This window comes from Caballeronia sp. HLA56 (assembly GCF_054655155.1).
Genome location: NZ_BAAHOB010000001.1, coordinates 436,101 through 456,080 on the forward strand (window position 1 = coordinate 436,101; position 19,980 = coordinate 456,080).

Sequence of the window (19,980 nt, forward strand, 5' to 3'; positions counted from 1 at the left end):
CGTCGGAGTGCCTGGATTGAATTCAGTGCTGCGTGTTCGTGTCGTCGGACTGCGCTTCGCCGTGCGGTTTATGGCCTTTGCGTTCCGCGCGTTTAGCAAGGCGCGCGTGAATACCCGCGAAGACGAGCGGCACGAAGAACAACGTGGAAACCGTGGCAAACAGCAAGCCGCCGATCACCGCGCGGCCGAGCGGCGCGTTCTGTTCGGCGCCTTCGCCGAGACCGAGCGCCATCGGAATCATGCCGATGATCATCGCGAAGGCCGTCATCAGCACCGGGCGAATACGGCTTGCGCCTGCTTCGAGCGCGGAGGCGAGCGGCGGCACGCCCGCTGTCAGACGTTGCCGCGCGAACGACACCATCAAGATACTGTTGGCGGTGGCGACGCCCATCGTCATGATCGCGCCCGTGAGTGCGGGCACGGACAGATGCGTGCCGGTGAGAAATAGCATCCAGACGATACCCGCGAGCGCCGCCGGCAACGCGCTCACGATGATGAGCGGATCGACCCACGACTGGAAGTTGACGACGATAAGCAAATACACCAGCACGATCGCCATGGCCACGCCAACGCCCAGCCCGAAGAACGATGTACGCATGGTCTCGACCTGACCACGCACGTTGATCTGCGTGCCGCGCGGAAGCGTGCGGCGCGCTTCATCGACGAGATGATTCACCTGACGCGCCACGCTGCCGAGATCGTTTCCTTCCACGCTTACGAAGAGATCGATCACGGGACGGATGTTGTAGTGCGAGACTTCCGCGAACTGATTCTGCGGCGAGACACGCACGAGGTTGCCGAGCAATTGCGTCGGTCCCGTGAGCGAGGCAGACACAGGCGTGCGCAAGAGTTCGTCGACCGATGAAACCTGATATTGCGGCGTCTGTACCGCGAGGTTGTATTCCACGCCATTCTTCGGGTTGAACCAGAATCCCGGCGACGTTTGCGAGCTGCCCGATAGTGAAACGAGCACGTTCTGCGCGACATTGCTTGCCGAGAGATTGAGCTGCTGCAGACGCGTGCGGTCCATCGTCAGGTTGATGACGGGTTCGTCGAGCTTCTGCTGAATGTGCGTATCCACGTTGCCGGGAATCATGCGGATCTGCTTCATCAGCTTGGCCGCGACCTGAAAGTTAGCTTGCTGATTCTGGCCTTGAATCTGCACGTCTACGGCGGCGGGCAAGCCGAAGTTCAGAATCTGCGTGACGATATCCGCGGGCTGAAAGAAGAACTCCACGCCGGGGAATTTCTGCGGCAAGAGCGCGCGCAGTTCGTCGATATATTTTTCGGTCGGCGCGTGATCTTCCTTCAACGCCACCTGTATCTCGCCGTCGAGCGTACCGATGGTGCCCGAGTTGCTGTACGAGAGATTGATACCGCTATAGGGCAGGCCGAGATTGTCGAGGATGGTATCGAGCTCATCGGCGGGCACGACCTGACGCACGACCTTCTCGACTTCATCGGCGAGGCGCGCGGTTTCCTCGATACGCGTGCCCGTTGGAGCACGCATGTGCATGCGGATGTCGCCGGCATCGACCGTGGGAAAGAAGTCCTGGCCGAGCACGAACACCAGCGCGGTGGAGATGAGACAGAAGCCGAGAAAGAGCGAACCGTAGAGCCGCCGCTTCACGAGCAGGCTGCTCAAAATCACGATGTATGCGGCGCGCATGCGCTCGAAGCCGTGATCGAACCGGCGATGCAGCCGCATGAAGAGATTCGGCTTCTTCTTGGCATCGGGTGCATGCGCGTGGCCCATCAGCAGCATGGCGAGCGTCGGCACGAGCGTCCGAGAAAGAATGTACGACGCGATCATGGCGAACACCACGGCTTCCGCGAGCGGCACGAACAGGAACTTCGCCACGCCGGTCAGGAAGAACATCGGCACGAACACAATACAAATACACAGCGTCGAGACGAGCGCGGGCACGGCAATTTCGCCCGCGCCTTCGAGAATCGCTTCGTGCAGATCGGTGCCCATGTGCAGATGGCGTTCGATGTTCTCGATGGTGACGGTGGCGTCGTCGACGAGAATGCCCACCGCGAGCGCGAGCCCGCCCAACGTCATGATGTTGATGGTTTGCCCGAGCGCATGCAGCACGATCAACGACGAGAGAATGGACAACGGAATCGAGATCGCGATGATGCAGGTGCTGCGCCAGTTGCCGAGGAAGAGCAGGATCATGGCGGCCGTGAGCGCGGCGGCGATCAGCGCTTCGCGCACCACGCCCTGCACGGCGGCTTTCACGAACACCGATTGATCGAAGAGCGCGGTGATCTTGATGTCTTCCGACAACGACGAACGCGCTTGCGGCAGGAGACCCTTCAACGTGTTGACGATAGAGAGCGTCGATGAATCGCCGTTCTTCAGCACCGAGATCAGCACGCCGCGCCGGCCATCCTGACGCACGACGTTGGTCTGCGGCGAGAAGCCATCGCGCACGTGCGCCACTTCACGCAGATAAGTCGTCGCGCCGTTCACGGTTCGCACGGGCAGGTCGTTGAGGCCTTCCACGGTGGTCGGTGAACCGTTCATGTTGATGGTGAATTCTTTCGGCCCGATCTTCGCCGTGCCGGTCGGCAGAATCAGGTTCTGCGCGTTGACGGCGCTGACCACATCGGTTGGCGTCAGGCCTTTGGCGAGCAGTGCGCGTGTGTCGAGGTCGATGGAGATGAGACGCGACTTCCCGCCATACGGATACGGCACCGATGCGCCCGGAATGGTCACGAGCTGCGGGCGCAGGAAGTTGAGCGCCGTATCGTTGAGCGATTGCTCCGACTCCTTGGGACTCGACAATCCAAGCTGGATCACCGGAATGCTCGACGCCGAATAACTGATGACGAGCGGCGGCGTTGCGCCGGGCGGCATCTGCTTGAGCTGCGCCTGTTCGACGGCCACCGTCTGCGCGATCGCCGTCTGAATGTTCGCGGTCGGCTGCAAAAACAGCTTGATGATGGCGATACCCGGCAACGACTGCGACTCGATATGCTCGATGTTGTTGACGGTGGTCGTGAGACTGCGTTCGTTCACGGACGTGATGCGGTTGGCCATGTCCTCGGACGAGAGGCCCGTGTACGTCCAGATGATGCTGACAACCGGAATGTTGATCTCCGGAAGTACGTCCACCGGCGTCGTTAGAATGACGAATGGCGTGGCCAGCAGGATCATGATGGCCATTACGATGAACGTATAAGGCCGCTTCAGCGCTACGTTGACAATCCACATTGAGGCGTTCGGAAGAGCGAGGGAGGGACGCAGGTGCTTTCACGCGCGGGACGAGTCTCGAAGGCGAGTCGGTGAGTCGCCTTCGGTGCCCTATGGTAGTGGCAACGTACCAACGAGATAATGACGCGAAAATGGCGATTTCGTCATCTTGCGTGAAATGAAAGGCGTGTGTAATCCTAAGCGCTCGAAAGGAAAGCCGGCAGCGCGCAATGGAAGGTGAACGTAATCGGAAAGTACGTCGATGCATCGCGCGAAAGGCAATGCGAGTACCGCAGTGAGACGGCGCGGGATCGCTTCAATTCAGCGGAAGCCGCGCTGGCCTCGTTCGGAATGGCGTGACTGTTGAATGACGTTATTGCGGAGTCTGGCCGAGCGGCGTGGTCGTCATGGTCGGTTGTCCCGACGCGGACGAGCCTTCCGACGATGCGCCATACGACGGGTTCGAGACCTTCTGTTCGGCGGCCTGGATATCGTTCGGGTAAAACGCATCGCGCTCCGACGGGTTGTAGCCGGCTTGTTCGACCTTGACGAGATCCTGTCTGACCTGTGCACGGGTGAGTCCTTCGCTTTGAGCAAAGGCGGCAAGTGGCGCTGCGGCCAACGTAACGATAGCGATGCGAGCGAGTAGTTTCATGGCGAACTCCCTGAAAAGTTAAGGACGATTCGCGGCGTGCGGTTTCGTGGTTTCGAGCGTCATGAAGCTCGTTACACCCACCACCGCCACGGCACCGATTCTATGTCTCGCACCGTGACGAGATGCTGGCGGTCAAATGGCGCTTTGGTCAGATTGAAGCGGGCGCTGTCGCAAACGTTTTCGCCTGTGGCGGCAAGCGCCCGATGATAGACTCGCGAGCTTCGAGCGTCCTGTAAGACAAAGGCATGGTTCGTTTCAGTGACGCTCGCTTTCGTTCAAACATCTTTCGTTCAAACATCGACACCGGGACCGTCAATTGCCGTTCAAGCTGCCGACCACGGCCACCGCGCCATTCTGTCCATCTGAAGTCAAAGGCTCCGTCGCCGTCGCGCCAAGCGCGTCGTTCTGGAAAAAGCTGCTGCAGTTCGCGGGGCCGGGGCTGCTCATCTCCATCGGTTATATGGACCCGGGGAATTGGGCCACCGATATCGAAGCCGGATCGCGCTATGGCTACGACCTGCTTTTCGTGGTCGTGCTTTCGAGCCTTGCGGCGATGGTGCTGCAATGTCTGTCGATGCGCCTCGGCATTGTCACCGGACGCGATCTCGCGCAGCTATCACGCGAACGCTACGCAAAGCCCGTCGCTCATGCGCAATGGGCGCTCGCCGAACTCTCGATCATCGCGTGCGATCTCGCCGAAGTGCTCGGCGGTGCGCTCGCGTTTCACTTGCTATTCGGCTGCTCGCTGATGTGGGGCGTGATCTTCACCGCGTTCGATACGCTCATCGTGCTCGGTCTCAAGGGCAAGAACTTTCGCGATCTCGAAGCCATCATGCTGGGTTTGATTGCGACCATCGGGCTTGGTTATATTGTCGAACTCGTGCTCGTGAAGCCGCATTGGGCTTCGGTCGCCGCAGGTCTCGTGCCTTCGATCAGCCTCTTCTCGCAGCGCGAGCCGCTGTATCTCGCCATCGGCATTCTCGGCGCAACCGTGATGCCGCATAACCTCTATCTGCATTCGTCGATCGTGCAAACGCGCGTGGTTCAGCGCGATAAGAAGAGCCTGGCGTCGGCCATCGGCTTGTCGCGCATCGACACTATCGTCGCGCTCGTGCTTGCGTTGCTCATCAATGCGGCAATTCTGATTCTCGCGGCATCGGCGTTTCATGCGACAGGGCATACGCAAGTCACCGAGATCGAAGATGCCTACAAGCTGCTGGCGCCTATCGTCGGCACCGGGCTGGCCGCGGTTCTCTTCGCGGTGACGCTATTCGCTTCGGGACAAAGCTCGACGTTTACCGGCACCATCGCAGGCCAAGTCATCATGGAAGGCTTCCTGCACTTGAAGATTCCGTGCTATCAGCGGCGTTTCATCACGCGTGCGCTCGCGCTCGTGCCCGCGCTGATCGGCGTGTATGCGATGGGCAACGGCGCGGTCGGCAAGCTGCTGGTCGCGAGTCAGGTCGTGCTGAGCCTGCAATTGCCGTTTGCATTGTGGCCGCTCATTCGCATGACGAGCGATCGGACGCTGATGGGCGAGTTCGCCAATGCCATGACCACGAAGCTGCTGGCGTGGCTCTTGTTCGTCGTGATCAGCGTGGCGAATGTGTGGCTCGTCGTGCAGACCGTGAGCGACTGGCTTTCCTGAGCGCATGAAAGAAAGCGCCATGCACGCGTGATTCGTGCATGGCGCATCTGTCGATGTAGCCTGGAGGTTACTTGACCACCGCTGCCGGCGCGGTCGATTTCGCCGCCACGGCCGCCGGAATCGCGGTTTCGGGAGGCAAGGTCTGATCCACCGTCGTGCGGCCGCCATCGCGGAAGAATGCCTGTTCCGCAGCCTTGTTCAGCACGAGAATACTGATACGGCGGTTGGTCGGTTCGTCGGCAACGTCCTTATTGAGCGGCAGTGCATCGGCGAGACCGCGCACCTGAAGAATCTTGCTTTCCTTCATGCCGCCGCTGACCAGCGCCCGGCGCGCGGAGTTGGCACGCTCGCTCGACAGCTCCCAGTTCGAGTAGCCCGTCTGATTGCCGGAGTAGGGCACGGCGTCCGTGTGACCGGCGATAGACACGCGGTTATCGACGTCATTCAACGACGCGCCGATATTCGTGAGAATCGTCGTCACGTAGCTTTCGAGCTTGAAGCTGCCCGACGCGAACATGGGCCGCTTGAGCGAATCGACAATCTCGATACGCAAGCCTTCGCTCGTGATCGCGATCCGAATCTGATCCTTGAACGCTTTCAATGCAGGCGTCTGTTCGATCAGCGCTTGCAGCTTCTGCTTCAGTTGCTGCAGGCGCTGCATGTCGTCCGCGGCGACAGCGGCACGCGCGATTTGCGGCGGCACTGGCTGCGTCTGGCTCTTCTTGCCTTCGCCGGGACGCGTGCTCGACAAATCGCGTCCGCCGCCTGGAATCACGCTCGTGTGCGCGGATGCGCCGCCGTCGTTGCCGAAGAGCGCGGAGAGCGGTGTGTTGAAGTAGTCCTCGATGCCTTCCTTGTCGTACTTCGACGTGGAGCCGAGCAGCCACATCAAGAGAAAGAAGGCCATCATCGCGGTGACGAAGTCGGCGTAAGCAATCTTCCATGCGCCGCCATGATGACCGTGTCCGTGCGCCTTCTTCTTGCGGCGCACGATGATGGTCGGCGCGAGCACGGATTGCAGCGGATCGCGTGAAGGTTTCTCAGCCATGAACGTGTTTTCCGGTAATGAGCGCGAGCGGCTTTAAGCGGACTTTGGCATCTTGGTGGCGCGCACGGCGTCGTCCAGTTCCTTGAAACTCGGACGGTCCGCCGTGAAGAGCACCTTGCGGCCGAACTCGACGGCGATGGTCGGCGCGTAGCCGTTCATCGACGCGAGCAACACGGACTTCACGCACTGGAACGGCTTGGCTTCGGCCGCGCCCTTTGCGTTGAGCAAGTCAGCGAGCGGTCCGAAGAAACCGTATGCGAGCAGAATGCCGAGGAAGGTTCCGACGAGCGCACCCGCGATCATCTCGCCGAGCACGGCGGGCGCGGCGCCGACCGAGCCCATGGTGTGCACCACGCCCATAACCGCCGCGACGATACCGAACGCCGGCAAGCCGTCCGCCATCTTCTGAATTGCGTTACCGGCAATCGCGCTTTCGGTGTGATGCGTTTCGAGTTCTTCGTCCATCAGGTCCTGCATTTCCATCGCGTTGACGTTGCCTGCGGACATCATGCGCAGATAGTCGACGATGAATTCGAGCAGATGATGATCGTTCATCACGTGTTCGTACTTCTGGAACACGGGGCTGGCTTCGGGAGCATCGACGTCGGCTTCGAGCGCCATCATCCCTTCCTTGCGGGCCTTTTGCAGCAGCTCATAGAGCAGCGCGATCAGCGCAAGGTATTTCTCTTTCGTGTAGGCGCCGCCCTTAAAGGCCTTCGGCAGACCTTGCAAGGTCTTCTTGAGCGTTGCGGTCGGATTGGACACGACGAACGCGCCGATTGCCGCCCCGAAAATACACAGCAACTCGAACGGCTGAACCAGCGCCGCCAGATGCCCGCCGACGCCGATAAAACTCCCGATCACCGAACCGATGACCACTACCCAACCGATAATGACAAACATGATCTCTCCGCAAGAAGTCAGGGCGTCGCGAGCACTGCGAGCTCGACATGAGACACGCACGGCACGCGAAACTTTATTGGCTTGTTGATGGCTTTTAACGGCGCGGACCACCCGAGATTTAGGGTTACGCGCGCAAAGATTTCTGCGCAATGGTTTGCGAGGTAAATGTTACGACGGCAATCGACGCAACTTTGACCGGTCATTACGCGTCAGGTAATGGATCGCGGATGGACGAATCGACTAACATCGGCGGCATGAATTCGACTTTTGCGTTCGTTGCATCGAGTGTCGCGCCGCCCGCGACGGTCGGCGCGCTCTTGCGTGAATGGCGCCAGAAACGGCGCATGAGCCAGCTCGACCTGGCCGGCGACGCTGAGGTATCGACGCGTCATCTGAGCTTCATCGAATCAGGGCGATCGTTGCCGAGCCGCGAGATGCTCATGCGCCTGGCCGAGCAACTCGACGTGCCGCTGCGCGAGCGCAATACGCTCCTGATGGCGGCGGGTTATGCGCCGCTATATCGCGAACGCCCGTTCGCCGATCCGCAACTCGATGCCGCGCGCCGTGCCGTCGAACTCGTGCTCAAGGGACACGAGCCGTATCCGGCGTTGGCCGTCGATCGTCACTGGACGATGATCGCTGGCAACGCCGCCGTGTCGGCGCTGGTTGCGCTCGCGGCGGATGCGTCGCTACTCGCGCCGCCCGTGAACGTGCTGCGCTTGTCGCTGCATCCGCAAGGCTTGGCTCACGCAATCGAGAACTGGCACGAATGGCGCTCGCATCTACTGGCGCGTGTGCGTCGGCAGATCGAGGTTTCCGGAGACGCCGCGCTCGCCGCGCTGCTCGTGGAACTCGAGGCGTATCCAACGCCGCCGCATGCCGGCAAGGCGAGGAGTGCCGAACTCGATCCCGTGGTCGTGCCGCTGCGCCTTTTGACGCCGCACGGCACACTGTCGTTTCTGAGCACGACGACGGTATTCGGCACGCCGGTGGACATCACGCTATCCGAGTTGGCGATCGAGGCCTTTTTTCCCGCCGACGAATTTACGGCTACCGCGCTCGCGGAGATGTCGTTGCGCTCACGGCCATCAGCTTACAAAATTGAACCTGACGACGCGGCGCGAATCAATGAATGAGCACGCGGCGTTTTAGCGAAGCGGCTAACCATGGCTTTTGTCCAACCAACGCGGAAGACAGCGATGATTCAAACATTCGAACAAGTAATCGGCGGGCAAAGCATGCAGTTCTGCGCGAGTATCGCGGACGGCGGCGGTCCCCGGCGCGTCATCATCAGCCGGGCGGATTCGGCGGAATCGCTCGTGATCGTGGAGGCGGGCGGCATTATCGGTGCCATCAAAGCGGAAGTCGAGGCGCCGGATACGTTCGTCGCGGATGCCGTGAAGCGGGCGCAGGAGGAAGGCTTGATCGAGCGCGCCCTGCAGACGGGTGCCGTGCAAACTACGAATTTGTAATTCTGGTTTAGACGGCAACAACGCCCGCGCGGCGATCTTCGGTCGCGCGGGCGTTGTGCTTTCTGTGTTTGGATGATAGTGCGAGCCACATAACGCGCTGCTTAGGCTCTCGGCCTGCCGTCTCTGCGGTCAGTTAGGCGTGACCTCGACCGGCGCCGGCATTCAGCGGAGTCGCGCGATCCATTTCACGAAAGCAGCGCGGATCGAACAACGCGCGCCTTCAAAGGCGCGGCTGCCCATTCCTCGGATCGGCGGGAACGAGTGGCGTCGCTGAATCCGGGCCATCGGGCATGTCCGGATCGTCGGGGTTCGGCGCCGCGTCGGGGTCGAGCAGCTTGTCCGGGTCCGGTTCCATCGGCTCTTCGGGTGAGCGGGGCATCGTCGACATGATCAGGTGTTCTCCAGAGTATGCAGTTCGTGTGTGACCGGCACGGTTTCGTCGATGCCGGGCGTCCTTCATGCGTCTGCAACGCGCGTTCCCGAGTCTCGTCGCATTATTCCGTCGCCTGCCGTGCCGCGCTCATCGGGCGATTGCCACGCGCATCGCGCACGAGAAACCCGCTGAAGCAAGCGCAGACTAGGAGCGCGACGGATATGCCCGCCGACCAGCGCACCGCATCGACGATCTGCGCCGTTGCCGCGCCGCCTTCGCCATGTCCCGCGAGCGCGCCGAATGCCGCCACGCCGATTGCTCCCGCCGCCTGCCGCGCCGTATTCAGTACTGCGGACGCCGTGCCCGCGCGCTCCTGACCGACCGTGCCGAGAAGCGCGGTGGTCATTGCCGGAACCGCGACGCCCATGCCGGTTGGAATCAGGAGGAACGGCACGATGAGCGCGAGCGTGGGCGTGTGGGCATCGACGAAAACGAGCGCCGCGAAACCGGCGGCGTCGATGAGCGCGCCGGCGATCATCGGCGCACGCGAGCCGAAACGCGCGACGACCGGTCCGCTCGCCAGATTCGACAGCAGAAAGCCGCCCGTCAGCGGCAGAAAAGCGAGACCGGTCTGCAACGGCGTATGTCCGAGCACGCGCTGCAAGTACAGACTCAGCACGAACACCATCCCATAGTAGGTAAGATTCACGCCGATACCGAACACCACCGCCGCGCTGAAGGTGCGCTCCTTGAAGAGCGCGAGCGGAAGCATCGGCGAGCGTGTGCGGCCTTCGATCACGACGAACGACGCGCCCGCCAGCAACGCCAGCGCAACCCCGCCGAGCACTAGCGGATGCGTGAGTCCGAGCGGCCGCATCTCGATGACCGCGCCGACGAGCGCCGTGAGCGCGATCACGGCAAGCGCCTGACCGGGCAGGTCGATACCGCGCGCGCCGCGACCGCTTCCAGGTTGCGCGGGTGTTTCGCGGACCCACGCGAGCGTCGCCGCTATGCCCGCCGCACAGATCGGCACGTTGACCCAGAAGATGCTGCGCCAGCCGAACGCCGCGATCAGCACACCGCCAACGATCGGCCCGGCCGCGATCGAAATCGAGCCTGCAGCCGTCCACAGACCCACCGCGCGCGCCCGCAAACGCGGATCGTGACCGCAGGCTGCGTTGAGCAGCGCGAGCGAATTGGGCAGCATCGCCGCCGCGCCGATTCCTTGCAGCGCGCGGGCCGTGATCAACTGCGGGGCATCGCGCGAGAACGCGCAGGCGAGCGACGCCAGCGCGAACAAGGCGAGCCCGCCCGCGAAAAGCCGCCGCGCGCCGATGCGATCGCCGAGCGAGCCGGCGGAAAGCATCAGCGCGGAAAAGGCGAGCGCGTAGCTGTCGATGGTCCATTGCAGACTCGCGACGTTCGCGCGCAGGTCGTGACCGATGCTCGCCAGCGCCACATTGACGATGGATACATCGAGTTGCGAGACGACGAAGCCGACGCTGGTGGCGGCAACGATGAGCACGTGACGCGCGCTCAGGCGCGCCGTTTTGGGATCGAGATCGAGGTTCGAGTTCATGCCCTCAATGCTAGACGCGGCGCACGCTCGATGTTTCAGGCACGGGTGAAACGTGGCGTTCAAGGCGAAAAAAGCGCACTCACGGGGAGTGCGCGTTGCGTGATCGGATCAGGCCCGCCGTTCAGGCCTCGACCGCCGCTTCCCGGATAAACAGCGTAGTCACCGCGCCCACCGCGCACAGCGCGCAGACGTAGATCACGGGCGCCATCGGACTGGATTTCATCATCAGCGAAACGACGATCGGCGTGAGTCCGCCGAAAACGGCATATGCGACGTTGTACGAAAACGAGATGCCCGAAAAGCGAATGGCGGGCGGAAACGCTTTCACCATGACGAACGGAATCGCGCCGATCACGCCAACCGTGAAGCCCGCGCACGCGTACCACGGCAAGAGCACGGACGTATCGAGCGAGACTTGCCGGAACAGCAGGTAATACGACACGCCGAGCGCAATCGCGCCGATGAAAATCGTCCTGCCCGCGCCGATGCGCCCCGCAATCGCGCCCGCCAGCACGCAACCGATGGTCAAGAACAGCGTCGCCACGCAATTGGCCGCGAGCACGGTCGCCGGCGCGATGTGGAATTGCTTCTGCAGAAGCGTCGGCGTCATCAGAATGACCACGACGATAGCCGCGGAAAGCATCCACGTGAGCAGCATCGACACGATCACGGCGCGGCCATGATCGCGCAGCACGGCTTTGAGCGGAATCTCGGCGGCAAGCGACTTGCGCTTTTGCAGTTCGGCGAACACGGGCGTTTCATGCAGCCAGCGTCGCAGATACACCGAGCACAGCCCGAATAATCCGCCGAGCAGGAACGGCAGACGCCACGCGAAGTCCGCGACTTGCGCCGGCACGAAGCTCTTGTTGATCGCGGTCGCGACCAGCGAACCGAGCAGAATGCCGGCCGTCAGTCCCGCTGTGAGCGTGCCGCACGCGTAGCCGACATGACGACTCGGCACGTGCTCCGACACGAAAACCCACGCGCCAGGCACTTCGCCGCCGACGGCCGCGCCTTGCATCACGCGAAAGAGGAGCAGCAGAACGGGCGCCATCATGCCAATCGAAGCGTAAGTGGGCAGCAGGCCCATCAGGAGCGTCGGCACCGACATCAGCAGCACGGAGAGCGTGAACATACGTTTGCGGCCGAGCAGATCGCCGAAATGCGCCATGACGATACCGCCCAGCGGCCGGGCAAGATAACCCGCCGCGAAGATGCCGAAAGTCTGCAGTTGCCGCAGCCAGTCAGGAATCGTGGCGGGAAAGAACAGCTGGCCGATCACCGGCGCGAAGAACACGAAAATGATGAAGTCGTAGAACTCGAGAGCGCCGCCAAGTGCGGCGAGGGTGAGCGTTTTATAGTCGCCGCGCGTGAGACGGCGGCCCGCGGCGCTCGTGGTGTCCGAGGCGCCGGGCAGAGGTGTTGCGTGCATCGAAAAAAGAACCCGTAAATGAAAAGAGCCGCGCACGTGTCGGGACGTGCCGCGCAAGAAGAGGCGTTGTCCTGCGGCTTTTCAAGACGCGCCGGGTGAGCGCGAATCAAGGACCGGATGATGAGCCCGACGGACGCATTGTCGTATCGCGCCCGGCGGCCGCGCTGCGCGAACGACTCGGAGTCGCGCGGCAGCGTTCCTTTGCGAGGCATCGGTAAGAGCTCGCAAACGGGGACGTTCAAGCCAGACGCGCGATGTTACAGGATGAAAGGCCACCTCCGGCAGAACGGCCGATCTATTTTCGAGATGGTTGTGCGTGCGACACGGTGTCGAAATCGTCACATGCGTTGACAAATTCGGATGAGTCCGATGGGAAAGGGAAACAGGTCTGCCCAGAATGCCGCCTGTATTTAACCGTCTCAGCCTGTAACGAGACGTCCTGCGGTGCCCGTTCGACAAGGCATCTGCTTATTGCCCCTCAGACTCATCAGGCCAGACCCTATGCGCGTCGCCGTTTTGCAAACCGACCCAAGTTATAGAAATCTCATCAGCGACGTCGTCAAGCGGCTTGGTCACGCGTGCGTGACCTTTGGCGACGGCCTCCAGTTGTCCAAGGCGCTCTCGCGTTCCACGGTCGATTTGCTCATTCTCGACTGGAATTCATCCGGTCTGTGCGGTCTCGACCTGCTCAAATCCGTGCGCTCCAGTTTCGGCGAGCGCGTGCCGGTCATGTTCGCCACGCCCGACGGCGCCGAACACAACGTCGTTTGCGCGTTGACGGCAGGCGCGGACGATTACGTCGTTTATCCGGTGCGCCCGGGCGAATTCGGCGCGCGCATCGAAGCGCTGATCCGCCGGGCGTATCCAACCACGTCGAGCGCTTGCCTCGAAGTCGGGCCGTATCGCTTCGACTCGCGTCAGCAAGCCGTCACGGTGCGCGGCCGTCCGGTGCAGTTGAGCGGCACGCAATTCCGCCTCGCCCAGTTGTTCTTCTCGAATATCGGTCGCGTGCTGTCGCGCGATCATATTTTCGCGATGGTCTGGGGTCGCGAGTTCCGCGAAACCACGCGCACTATCGACAGTCACGTGTCGCGTCTGCGTCTGGCGCTGGAAATCGAGCCGGTCAATCACTTCCGACTGCAGCCGGTGTACAAGAGTGGTTATCGCCTGTTGCATCTGTATGGCGATGGCGAGGAAACCGGCGACGAGCGCGTCGAACCCGAGCATGCCCGTATTGCTGCCTAAAAGCACCAAGTAAAAATGCCGTCGCGAGACGGCATTTTTGCGTTTGCCTTGAAAGACTCACGCTTTCACATATGGATTCCGTCGCGAGACGGCATCGCTGTGATCGGCGAAATCAGAACCGCGGCAATTCAGGCCGCGTTTCGATACTTCGCCGGATCAGCGCTTCGATCTCCTTGCGTTCGTCGCCGGCAAGCGGAAGTCGCGGCGGGCGTACCGGCTCCGTGCCAAGGCCGACGATCGTTTCCGCGAGCTTGATGTTCTGCACGAGCTTGTGCGACACGTCAAGCGCGAGCAGTGGCGCGAACCAGCGGTAAATTGCGCGCGCTTCCTCCATGCGTCCCGCCTGCAAAAGCTTGTAGATCGCCACGGTCTCGCGCGGAAACGCGCACACGAGGCCAGCCACCCAACCGTGTGCGCCCATCAGCATGGCTTCCATCGCCAGATTGTCGACGCCGCAAAAGAGCGCATAGCGGTCGCCGACTTCGTTGATCAGGTCGGTAATGCGCCGTACGTCGCCGCTGGATTCCTTGATCGCCGCGAATTTGCTGTCTTCGGCCAGTTCCGCGAACATGCGCGGTGTGACATCGACGCCATACGCGAGCGGATTGTTGTAGACCATGATCGGCAGCGGACTTGCATCCGCGACCATGCGGAAATGGTTGAGCGTCTCGCGCCGATCCGACATGTAACGCAGACCCGGCAGCACCATGTAGCCTTTCGCGCCCCGGCTCGCCGCGCGCGCCGCCTGGCGGCAGCCGTCGAGCGTGCTGTTTTCCGCGATGGTCAGCAGTACCGGCACGCGTTCGCGCGCCGCGTCCACGGCGATATCGAGCACGTCGAGCTTTTCGTCGAGCGAAAGCGTCGAAGCTTCGCCGAGCGAGCCGCACACGATGATGCCGTCCACGCCAGCCTCGATCTGCGCTTCGATGTTCTTCTTCGTCCACGCGCGGTCTATGCTGAAATCGGCGTTGAACTTGGTGGTGACGGCGGGCATCACGCCTTCCCAGATATGCGACACGGCGGCTCTCCGAAAATGTTTGAACGCTGTGCAGTTTAAGCACGGCAAAACAAGGCGTCTTGCGCGTTTCGCGCGCGGCGCGTGCCGATTTCGGCACAGCGCGCGCGGGCTCCGGCGAGCGTCATCGGGCGAGGGCGGGTTATGCCGATATCGTCATCGAAATCGCGTAGCCGCTCCAAGACGCCTGCCGCGCGCATTTTTAGGATAGGCGGCATGAAAACCATCGACATCATCGATTCGCATACGGGCGGCGAGCCGACCCGCCTCGTCACCGCGGGCGGTCCGGACTTGGGCGACGGCACACTCGCGCAACGGCTGGAGACGTTTCGCACGCGTTTCGACGACTGGCGCCGCGCCATCGTCACCGAGCCGCGCGGCTCCGACGTCATGGTCGGCGCGCTTCTTTGCGCGCCCGACGACCCCACCGCGACTGCGGGCGTCGTCTTCTTCAACAACGTCGGCTATCTCGGCATGTGCGGGCACGGGACCATCGGGCTCGTGGCGTCGCTGGCGCATGCGGGACGGATAGCGGCGGGGCGGCATCGTATCGATACGCCCGTCGGTCCCGTCGATGCCACGCTCAATCCGAACGGCAGCGTCAGCGTGCGCAATGTGCCGGCATACCGGCATCGGCGCGCGGTGACGGTGGATGTGCCCGGCTACGGTCCGCTCACGGGCGATGTCGCGTGGGGCGGCAACTGGTTTTTCCTCGTCGCGGACCACGGACGCACGCTCGACGGCGCGCGTATCGCGGAGTTGACGGCATTTTCCGATGCGATTCGCGAAGCGCTGCAGGCGCAGGGCATAACGGGCGCGGCGGGAGCGTACATCGACCATATCGAACTGTTCGCGGATTCGCCTTCGACGGGCATCGACAGCCGCAGCTTCGTGCTGTGCCCAGGCAGCGCGTACGACCGGTCGCCGTGCGGCACCGGCACGAGCGCGAAGCTCGCGTGTCTCGCGGCGGACGGATTGCTCGCGCCGGGCGAAATCTGGCGGCAGGAAAGCATCATCGGCAGCGTGTTCGAGGCGAGTTACGAGCACGCGCAAGGCGAGATCGTGCCGACGATCACCGGCTTTGCGCACGTCATGGGCGAAGGGCGGCTCGTGTTCGACGAGCGCGATCCGTTCGCGCGCGGCATTCCGGCGAGCGTTGCCGCGTGACGCACATGTCGGCGGATGTGATCGTCGTCGGCGCGGGCATCGTCGGCGCGGCGTGCGCGGCGGAACTGGCTGCGCGCGGGCTTGTGGTCGATGTCGTGGATGCGCGGGGTATCGGCGGCGGCGCGACGGCGGCGGGCATGGGGCATATCGTCGTGATGAACGATTCCGCCGCCGAATTCGCGCTGACCCGCGCGTCGCGCGACTTGTGGCTGGCGCTCGCGCCGCATTTGCGCGAACGCGACGCCTTCGTGCGATGCGGCACCGTCTGGGCCGCCGAAGACGACGAGGAACTCGACGCGGCGCAAACCATGCGCGACGCCTTCGCGGCAGGCGGCGTGCGCGCGCATTTGCTCGATGCGACCGGCTTGCGCGAGGCGGAGCCATCGCTGAGTCACGCGCTGCGAGGCGGCGTTCTCGTCGATGACGACGCCATCGTCTATGCGCCTGCAGCCGCGCAATGGCTGCTGACGCGCTCCGAAGGCGCCGCGCGCATTCGCGTCGTCACCGGCTGCGCGGTCGCTGGCGTCGCCGCGACCGACAGCGCTGCGAGCATCACGCTTCGCGGCGGCGAGCGGTGTCACGCGGCGCATGTGGTCGTCGCCAACGGGATCGCGGCGGCGGAGTTGGTCGATGGCGTGTCACTCGAAGCCAAGAAGGGGCATCTGCTGATCACGGATCGTTATCCGGGCACGATCAGGCATCAGGTGGCGGAACTCGGGTATATCAAGAGCGCGCATCACGCGCGCGGCGTGTCGGTGGCGTTCAACGCGCAGCCGCGGCCGACGGGACAGATTTTGATCGGCTCTTCGCGGCAGTTCGGCAATGTCGATCCGGCCATCGATGCCCGCGTGCTCGCGCTCATGCTCAGACGCGCGTCGCGGTTTTTGCCGGGCATCGGCGCGCTCAACGCGATTCGCGCGTGGACCGGTTTGCGCGCGGCGACGCCGGACGGCATGCCGCTGATCGGCCCGGCGCGGTATGCGGGCGATCGGTTGTGGCTTGCGGCCGGGCATGAAGGGTTGGGCGTCACGACTTCGCTCGGCACTGCCGCGTTGCTGGCGGATCAGATTCTCGGCGCGATGCAAGCGCCTTACGCGGCTGCGTTTTCGCCGCAGCGGTTTGCGCGGGAGCCGGTCGATGGTTGAGATTGCGCGCCTGCCGCTTGCGTGGCCGCTTTGGCTTTCCAAGCTTGCAAGCAGGAATGCCTCGACGATTGCTGCCGGGCGTGGCGCAATCGACGGCGAAGCGCCGGGTCCGCTCGCGCTCTTACAAGATCGTCCAGATGGCTGAAACCGTCCGCATCTTCATCGACGGTGAAGCGCTCGACGTCGCCGCTTTCACCACCATCGCCGCCGCGCTCGCGATGCGCTCGATCGCAGGCACGCGCCGCTCCGCTTCGGGCGAGCCGCGCGCCGCGCTCTGCGGAATGGGCGTCTGTCAGGAGTGCCGCGTCATCGTGGCGGGCCGCGCGCATGTGCTCGGCTGTCAGACGCTGTGTGACGAAGGCCTCGTCATCCAGACGATGGCGACGCCGCGATGACGCCCGAAATGTTCGATCTCGCGATCGTCGGCGCGGGGCCGGCGGGGCTCGCGGCGGCGCAGGAGGCCGCGCGCGCGGGCGCGCGGGTCGCGCTCATCGACGATAACCCGCGTCCCGGCGGTCAGATCTGGCGGCAGGGTCCGCAGGCAGCGCTCGCCGATCCACTTTGTCACTGGCTCGCCGATACCGCCACGCGCCCGAATCTCACACGCTTCAGCGCAACCAAAGTGGCCGCCGTCTCCGGCGACAAGCGGCTCTTGCTGGAGCAGCAGACGGCATCGCTCGAAATCGCCTGGTCGAAGCTGATTCTCGCGACCGGCGCGCGCGAGCGTCTGTTGCCGTTCGAGGGCTGGACGTTGCCCGGCGTCACGGGCGCGGGCGGCTTGCAGGCGCTCATCAAGAGCGGGATGCCGGTGCGCGGGCAGCGCGTCGTGGTGGCGGGAAGCGGTCCGCTACTGCTCGCCGCCGCCGATACCGCGCGCCGTCATGGCGCCGAAGTTCTCGCGGTCATCGAGCAGGCGCGTTTTGGGCGCATCGCGCGTTTTGTCGCGTCACTTGCAGTGACGCCCGCGAAGCTCGCGCAGGCCATGGCGCTTGGAACGGCGGGCTATCGGACGGGCGGTGTCGTCGTGAAGGCGCACGGGCGTGAGCGCGTCGAAGCCGTCACGATCCGCACTGGCAGTCGGGAGCGAGTCATCGAAGCCGATCGCATCGCGTGCGGTTACGGGCTCGTGCCGAATACGACGCTCGCACAGGCGCTAGGCTGCGCATTCGCCGATACCGCCGCCCTTTGCGTCGACGACACTCAGCGCACTTCGCTCGATGCGGTGTTCGCCGCCGGAGAATGCACGGGCATCGGCGGCATGGAGCTGGCGCGCGTCGAAGGATTGATTGCGGCGCGCGCGGCGCTGGGGCTCGCCATCGACATGCGTCTCGTGCGCGAACGCAGGCGCTGGCGTGCGTTTGCCGGGCGCGTCGAGCGCGCTTTCGAGCTGGGTGCCGCCGCACGCACGCCGCCATCCGCCGACACGCTCATATGCCGCTGCGAGGACGTGCGCTTTGGCGACGTCGCGGCGCATGCCAATTGGCGCGATGCGAAGCTGCAGACGCGCTGCGGCATGGGCGCGTGCCAGGGACGCATTTGCGGCGAGGCGGCGGCGGTGTATTTCGGCTGGGAACGCCCGATGACGCGTCCACCGTTCGCGCCGGTTCGCATCGATACATTGATGGCGGAACTCGACGAAGGCGCGGTGGATTGAGATCTTGGCGGCCGATGAACCGCGTACTAGCGTGATGAAGCCGTGCCGCGATACGCTTCACGCCAACGCCAACGCCAACGCCAACGCCAACGCCAACGCCAACTTCAAGAACCGACGCCCGCTCACGCATGAGCCGCCATGCAAGGCAGACGCCACGCTCAATTTTGTCCCGATGCACGCGCTCCTATAATCACCCGCATCGCGCTCAAAGAAAGCCCAACCGAAAACGCATGCCAACCTCGCCCGGCCTTCCCGACGAAGAACCCGCAGCCGATGCCTCGCCTGCATCGACGCTCGGCGCCATGCTCTCTCACTTCGCGCTGCTCGCGCCGGTGTTCGACGCGATGCCCGACATCGTGTTCTTCGTGAAAGATCGCCACGCGCGCTACGCGATGGTCAACCGCACGCTCGCGCGCCGCTGCGGCCACAAGGACGACAAGTCCGCGCTGCTCGGCCGAACCGCCGAGGACGTTTTTCCGAGCCGCTTCGGGCGCATCTATACGGCGCAGGATCAGGCGATCATCGCGCAGGGCACTCAGCTTATCGATCAACTCGAGTTGCATCTGTATCCCGGCCGCGAGCCCGGCTGGTGCATGACCTGCAAACAGCCGCTGCACGATGCGACGGGCAAAATCGTGGGTCTCGCGGGTATTTCGCGCGATCTGCAAGCGGCCGAAGGCACGCATCCGGCCTACAGCAGGCTCGCGGCGGTCGTGCAGCACATCCAGGAAAATTTCGTGCAGCCGCTCAACATGCGGCAACTCGCGCAGATGGCGAACATGTCGATTGCGCAGCTCGAACGATATTTCCACAAGGTCTTTCACCTCACACCGCGCCAGGTATTGCTGAAGACCCGGCTCGATGCCGCCACCGCACTGCTCGTCTCGAACGACAACAAGGTGACGGACGTGGCAGCGTTATGCGGCTACACCGATCACAGCGCCTTTACGCGGCAGTTCAAGGCGACGGTCGGAATTACGCCGACGGAATATCGCGCGCTGTTGCAGACGTCGCAGGCGCCGCAGCCGTCGTCCACGCGCCCCGATTCCGCCGCGAACCTAAATGTCTGACGAGAAATCGGGGCATGGCTGCGGTTTTAATTACACGGTCGTGCGGCTTTACCGGCCGGTGCGCCACTAAAAAAACGCTGAAAGCGCCGCCAGTCAAGGGTCTGCGGGCGACGCCGCAGACCGGTCCGGTTCTTGCTCGATTTCGGTGCGCCGAGACCGGCATTACCCCCGTTGTCCCGGCGCGAGACATACTGCGCGGCATTCCGCACCGGTGCACGCGCAGCATAGAACACGGTGCGTTCGGAATTCCCGCCGCGTTTTCTTGTCAACGTATGCTTGGTGCGCGCAGTCGACGCAAGGTTGCCCAGGCAGTCAGGAGCGGCGAGCCGTGGAGACCGTGCGCGAGAATTCCGTTTTAGGCAGTCGAAAAGA

Annotated in this window: 17 protein-coding genes; 9 read left to right on the forward strand and 8 right to left on the reverse strand. The window is 63.3% G+C overall.

Annotated features, from left to right (window positions below; translation table 11 throughout):
* Positions 1 to 22: 22 nt before the first annotated feature.
* The gene (locus ACYQ47_RS02070; protein WP_244828484.1) at positions 23 to 3,223 is read right to left on the reverse strand and encodes an efflux RND transporter permease subunit; all 3,201 of its coding nucleotides are present in this window, start codon (positions 3,221 to 3,223) and stop codon (positions 23 to 25) included.
* A gap of 352 nt (positions 3,224 to 3,575) precedes the next feature.
* Positions 3,576 to 3,857, reverse strand: a complete 282-nt coding sequence (locus tag ACYQ47_RS02075; protein ID WP_244828483.1) for a DUF4148 domain-containing protein — start codon at positions 3,855 to 3,857, stop codon at positions 3,576 to 3,578.
* Between the two features lie 316 nt (positions 3,858 to 4,173).
* On the opposite strand from ACYQ47_RS02075, the gene ACYQ47_RS02080 reads away from it, so the two are divergent.
* Positions 4,174 to 5,505 (forward strand): Nramp family divalent metal transporter, encoded by a 1,332-nt coding sequence (locus tag ACYQ47_RS02080; protein WP_459904324.1) that lies wholly within the window; start codon positions 4,174 to 4,176, stop codon positions 5,503 to 5,505.
* A gap of 67 nt (positions 5,506 to 5,572) precedes the next feature.
* Here the strand turns inward: ACYQ47_RS02080 and motB are convergent, their stop codons facing one another.
* Both motB and motA read right to left on the reverse strand, forming a co-directional pair.
* Positions 5,573 to 6,553: a flagellar motor protein MotB gene (motB, locus tag ACYQ47_RS02085; RefSeq protein WP_244828478.1), complete on the reverse strand. Its 981-nt coding sequence runs from the start codon at positions 6,551 to 6,553 to the stop codon at positions 5,573 to 5,575.
* 33 nt (positions 6,554 to 6,586) lie between these two features.
* On the reverse strand, positions 6,587 to 7,456 hold the full coding sequence (motA, locus tag ACYQ47_RS02090) for a flagellar motor stator protein MotA (RefSeq protein ID WP_244828477.1): 870 nt from the start codon (positions 7,454 to 7,456) through the stop codon (positions 6,587 to 6,589).
* Positions 7,457 to 7,710: 254 nt separating this feature from the next.
* Between motA and ACYQ47_RS02095 the strand changes: the two genes are divergently transcribed.
* Together ACYQ47_RS02095 and ACYQ47_RS02100 are read left to right on the forward strand one after the other, a co-directional pair.
* On the forward strand, positions 7,711 to 8,592 hold the full coding sequence (locus ACYQ47_RS02095; RefSeq protein WP_459904816.1) for a helix-turn-helix domain-containing protein: 882 nt from the start codon (positions 7,711 to 7,713) through the stop codon (positions 8,590 to 8,592).
* A 63-nt stretch (positions 8,593 to 8,655) separates the two neighbouring features.
* A complete protein-coding gene (locus ACYQ47_RS02100) occupies positions 8,656 to 8,928 on the forward strand; it encodes a hypothetical protein (RefSeq protein ID WP_244828475.1) in 273 nt (90 codons plus the stop codon).
* 220 nt (positions 8,929 to 9,148) lie between these two features.
* On the opposite strand, the gene ACYQ47_RS02105 is transcribed toward ACYQ47_RS02100, so the two are convergent.
* The 3 genes from ACYQ47_RS02105 to ACYQ47_RS02115 all read right to left on the reverse strand — a co-directional run bounded on the left by ACYQ47_RS02105 (position 9,149) and on the right by ACYQ47_RS02115 (position 12,312).
* Positions 9,149 to 9,316, reverse strand: coding sequence for a hypothetical protein (locus ACYQ47_RS02105; RefSeq protein ID WP_244828474.1), 168 nt, complete (start codon positions 9,314 to 9,316; stop codon positions 9,149 to 9,151).
* 106 nt (positions 9,317 to 9,422) lie between these two features.
* Positions 9,423 to 10,880 (reverse strand): MFS transporter, encoded by a 1,458-nt coding sequence (locus tag ACYQ47_RS02110; RefSeq protein WP_459904326.1) that lies wholly within the window; start codon positions 10,878 to 10,880, stop codon positions 9,423 to 9,425.
* 121 nt (positions 10,881 to 11,001) lie between these two features.
* On the reverse strand, positions 11,002 to 12,312 hold the full coding sequence (locus ACYQ47_RS02115; RefSeq protein WP_309960807.1) for an MFS transporter: 1,311 nt from the start codon (positions 12,310 to 12,312) through the stop codon (positions 11,002 to 11,004).
* A gap of 501 nt (positions 12,313 to 12,813) precedes the next feature.
* Here ACYQ47_RS02115 and ACYQ47_RS02120 point away from each other — a divergent pair.
* On the forward strand, positions 12,814 to 13,557 hold the full coding sequence (locus ACYQ47_RS02120) for a response regulator transcription factor (protein ID WP_250466750.1): 744 nt from the start codon (positions 12,814 to 12,816) through the stop codon (positions 13,555 to 13,557).
* 112 nt (positions 13,558 to 13,669) lie between these two features.
* Here the strand turns inward: ACYQ47_RS02120 and ACYQ47_RS02125 are convergent, their stop codons facing one another.
* Positions 13,670 to 14,575: a dihydrodipicolinate synthase family protein gene (locus ACYQ47_RS02125; RefSeq protein ID WP_459904328.1), complete on the reverse strand. Its 906-nt coding sequence runs from the start codon at positions 14,573 to 14,575 to the stop codon at positions 13,670 to 13,672.
* 213 nt (positions 14,576 to 14,788) lie between these two features.
* Here ACYQ47_RS02125 and ACYQ47_RS02130 point away from each other — a divergent pair, with 213 nt between their 5' ends.
* The 5 genes from ACYQ47_RS02130 to ACYQ47_RS02150 all read left to right on the forward strand — a co-directional run bounded on the left by ACYQ47_RS02130 (position 14,789) and on the right by ACYQ47_RS02150 (position 19,608).
* Complete coding sequence (locus ACYQ47_RS02130) at positions 14,789 to 15,739, forward strand: 4-hydroxyproline epimerase (protein ID WP_284507785.1); 951 nt, start codon at positions 14,789 to 14,791, stop codon at positions 15,737 to 15,739.
* A 5-nt stretch (positions 15,740 to 15,744) separates the two neighbouring features.
* Positions 15,745 to 16,884, forward strand: a complete 1,140-nt coding sequence (locus tag ACYQ47_RS02135; protein WP_459904818.1) for an NAD(P)/FAD-dependent oxidoreductase — start codon at positions 15,745 to 15,747, stop codon at positions 16,882 to 16,884.
* A gap of 137 nt (positions 16,885 to 17,021) precedes the next feature.
* Complete coding sequence (locus ACYQ47_RS02140) at positions 17,022 to 17,279, forward strand: (2Fe-2S)-binding protein (protein WP_459904819.1); 258 nt, start codon at positions 17,022 to 17,024, stop codon at positions 17,277 to 17,279.
* The gene (locus tag ACYQ47_RS02145) at positions 17,276 to 18,538 is read left to right on the forward strand and encodes an FAD-dependent oxidoreductase (RefSeq protein WP_459904330.1); all 1,263 of its coding nucleotides are present in this window, start codon (positions 17,276 to 17,278) and stop codon (positions 18,536 to 18,538) included. The genes ACYQ47_RS02140 and ACYQ47_RS02145 overlap by 4 nt, the downstream gene beginning before the upstream one ends.
* 230 nt (positions 18,539 to 18,768) lie before the next feature.
* Positions 18,769 to 19,608 carry a helix-turn-helix domain-containing protein gene (locus tag ACYQ47_RS02150; RefSeq protein WP_459904331.1) on the forward strand — a complete coding sequence of 280 codons (840 nt, stop codon included), beginning with the start codon at positions 18,769 to 18,771 and terminating at the stop codon, positions 19,606 to 19,608.
* Positions 19,609 to 19,980 lie beyond the last annotated feature (372 nt).

Coding starts and splice junctions, on each gene's coding strand:
- ACYQ47_RS02110 (WP_459904326.1), bottom strand. CDS start 10,880: ATGAACTCGAACCTCGATCTCGATCCCAAAACGGCGCGCCTGAGCGCG.
- ACYQ47_RS02100 (WP_244828475.1), top strand. CDS start 8,656: ATGATTCAAACATTCGAACAAGTAATCGGCGGGCAAAGCATGCAGTTC.
- ACYQ47_RS02095 (WP_459904816.1), top strand. CDS start 7,711: ATGAATTCGACTTTTGCGTTCGTTGCATCGAGTGTCGCGCCGCCCGCG.
- ACYQ47_RS02135 (WP_459904818.1), top strand. CDS start 15,745: ATGTCGGCGGATGTGATCGTCGTCGGCGCGGGCATCGTCGGCGCGGCG.
- ACYQ47_RS02150 (WP_459904331.1), top strand. CDS start 18,769: ATGCCAACCTCGCCCGGCCTTCCCGACGAAGAACCCGCAGCCGATGCC.
- ACYQ47_RS02105 (WP_244828474.1), bottom strand. CDS start 9,316: ATGTCGACGATGCCCCGCTCACCCGAAGAGCCGATGGAACCGGACCCG.
- motB (WP_244828478.1), bottom strand. CDS start 6,553: ATGGCTGAGAAACCTTCACGCGATCCGCTGCAATCCGTGCTCGCGCCG.
- ACYQ47_RS02130 (WP_284507785.1), top strand. CDS start 14,789: ATGAAAACCATCGACATCATCGATTCGCATACGGGCGGCGAGCCGACC.
- ACYQ47_RS02140 (WP_459904819.1), top strand. CDS start 17,022: ATGGCTGAAACCGTCCGCATCTTCATCGACGGTGAAGCGCTCGACGTC.
- motA (WP_244828477.1), bottom strand. CDS start 7,456: ATGTTTGTCATTATCGGTTGGGTAGTGGTCATCGGTTCGGTGATCGGG.
- ACYQ47_RS02120 (WP_250466750.1), top strand. CDS start 12,814: ATGCGCGTCGCCGTTTTGCAAACCGACCCAAGTTATAGAAATCTCATC.
- ACYQ47_RS02075 (WP_244828483.1), bottom strand. CDS start 3,857: ATGAAACTACTCGCTCGCATCGCTATCGTTACGTTGGCCGCAGCGCCA.
- ACYQ47_RS02145 (WP_459904330.1), top strand. CDS start 17,276: ATGACGCCCGAAATGTTCGATCTCGCGATCGTCGGCGCGGGGCCGGCG.
- ACYQ47_RS02070 (WP_244828484.1), bottom strand. CDS start 3,223: ATGTGGATTGTCAACGTAGCGCTGAAGCGGCCTTATACGTTCATCGTA.
- ACYQ47_RS02115 (WP_309960807.1), bottom strand. CDS start 12,312: ATGCACGCAACACCTCTGCCCGGCGCCTCGGACACCACGAGCGCCGCG.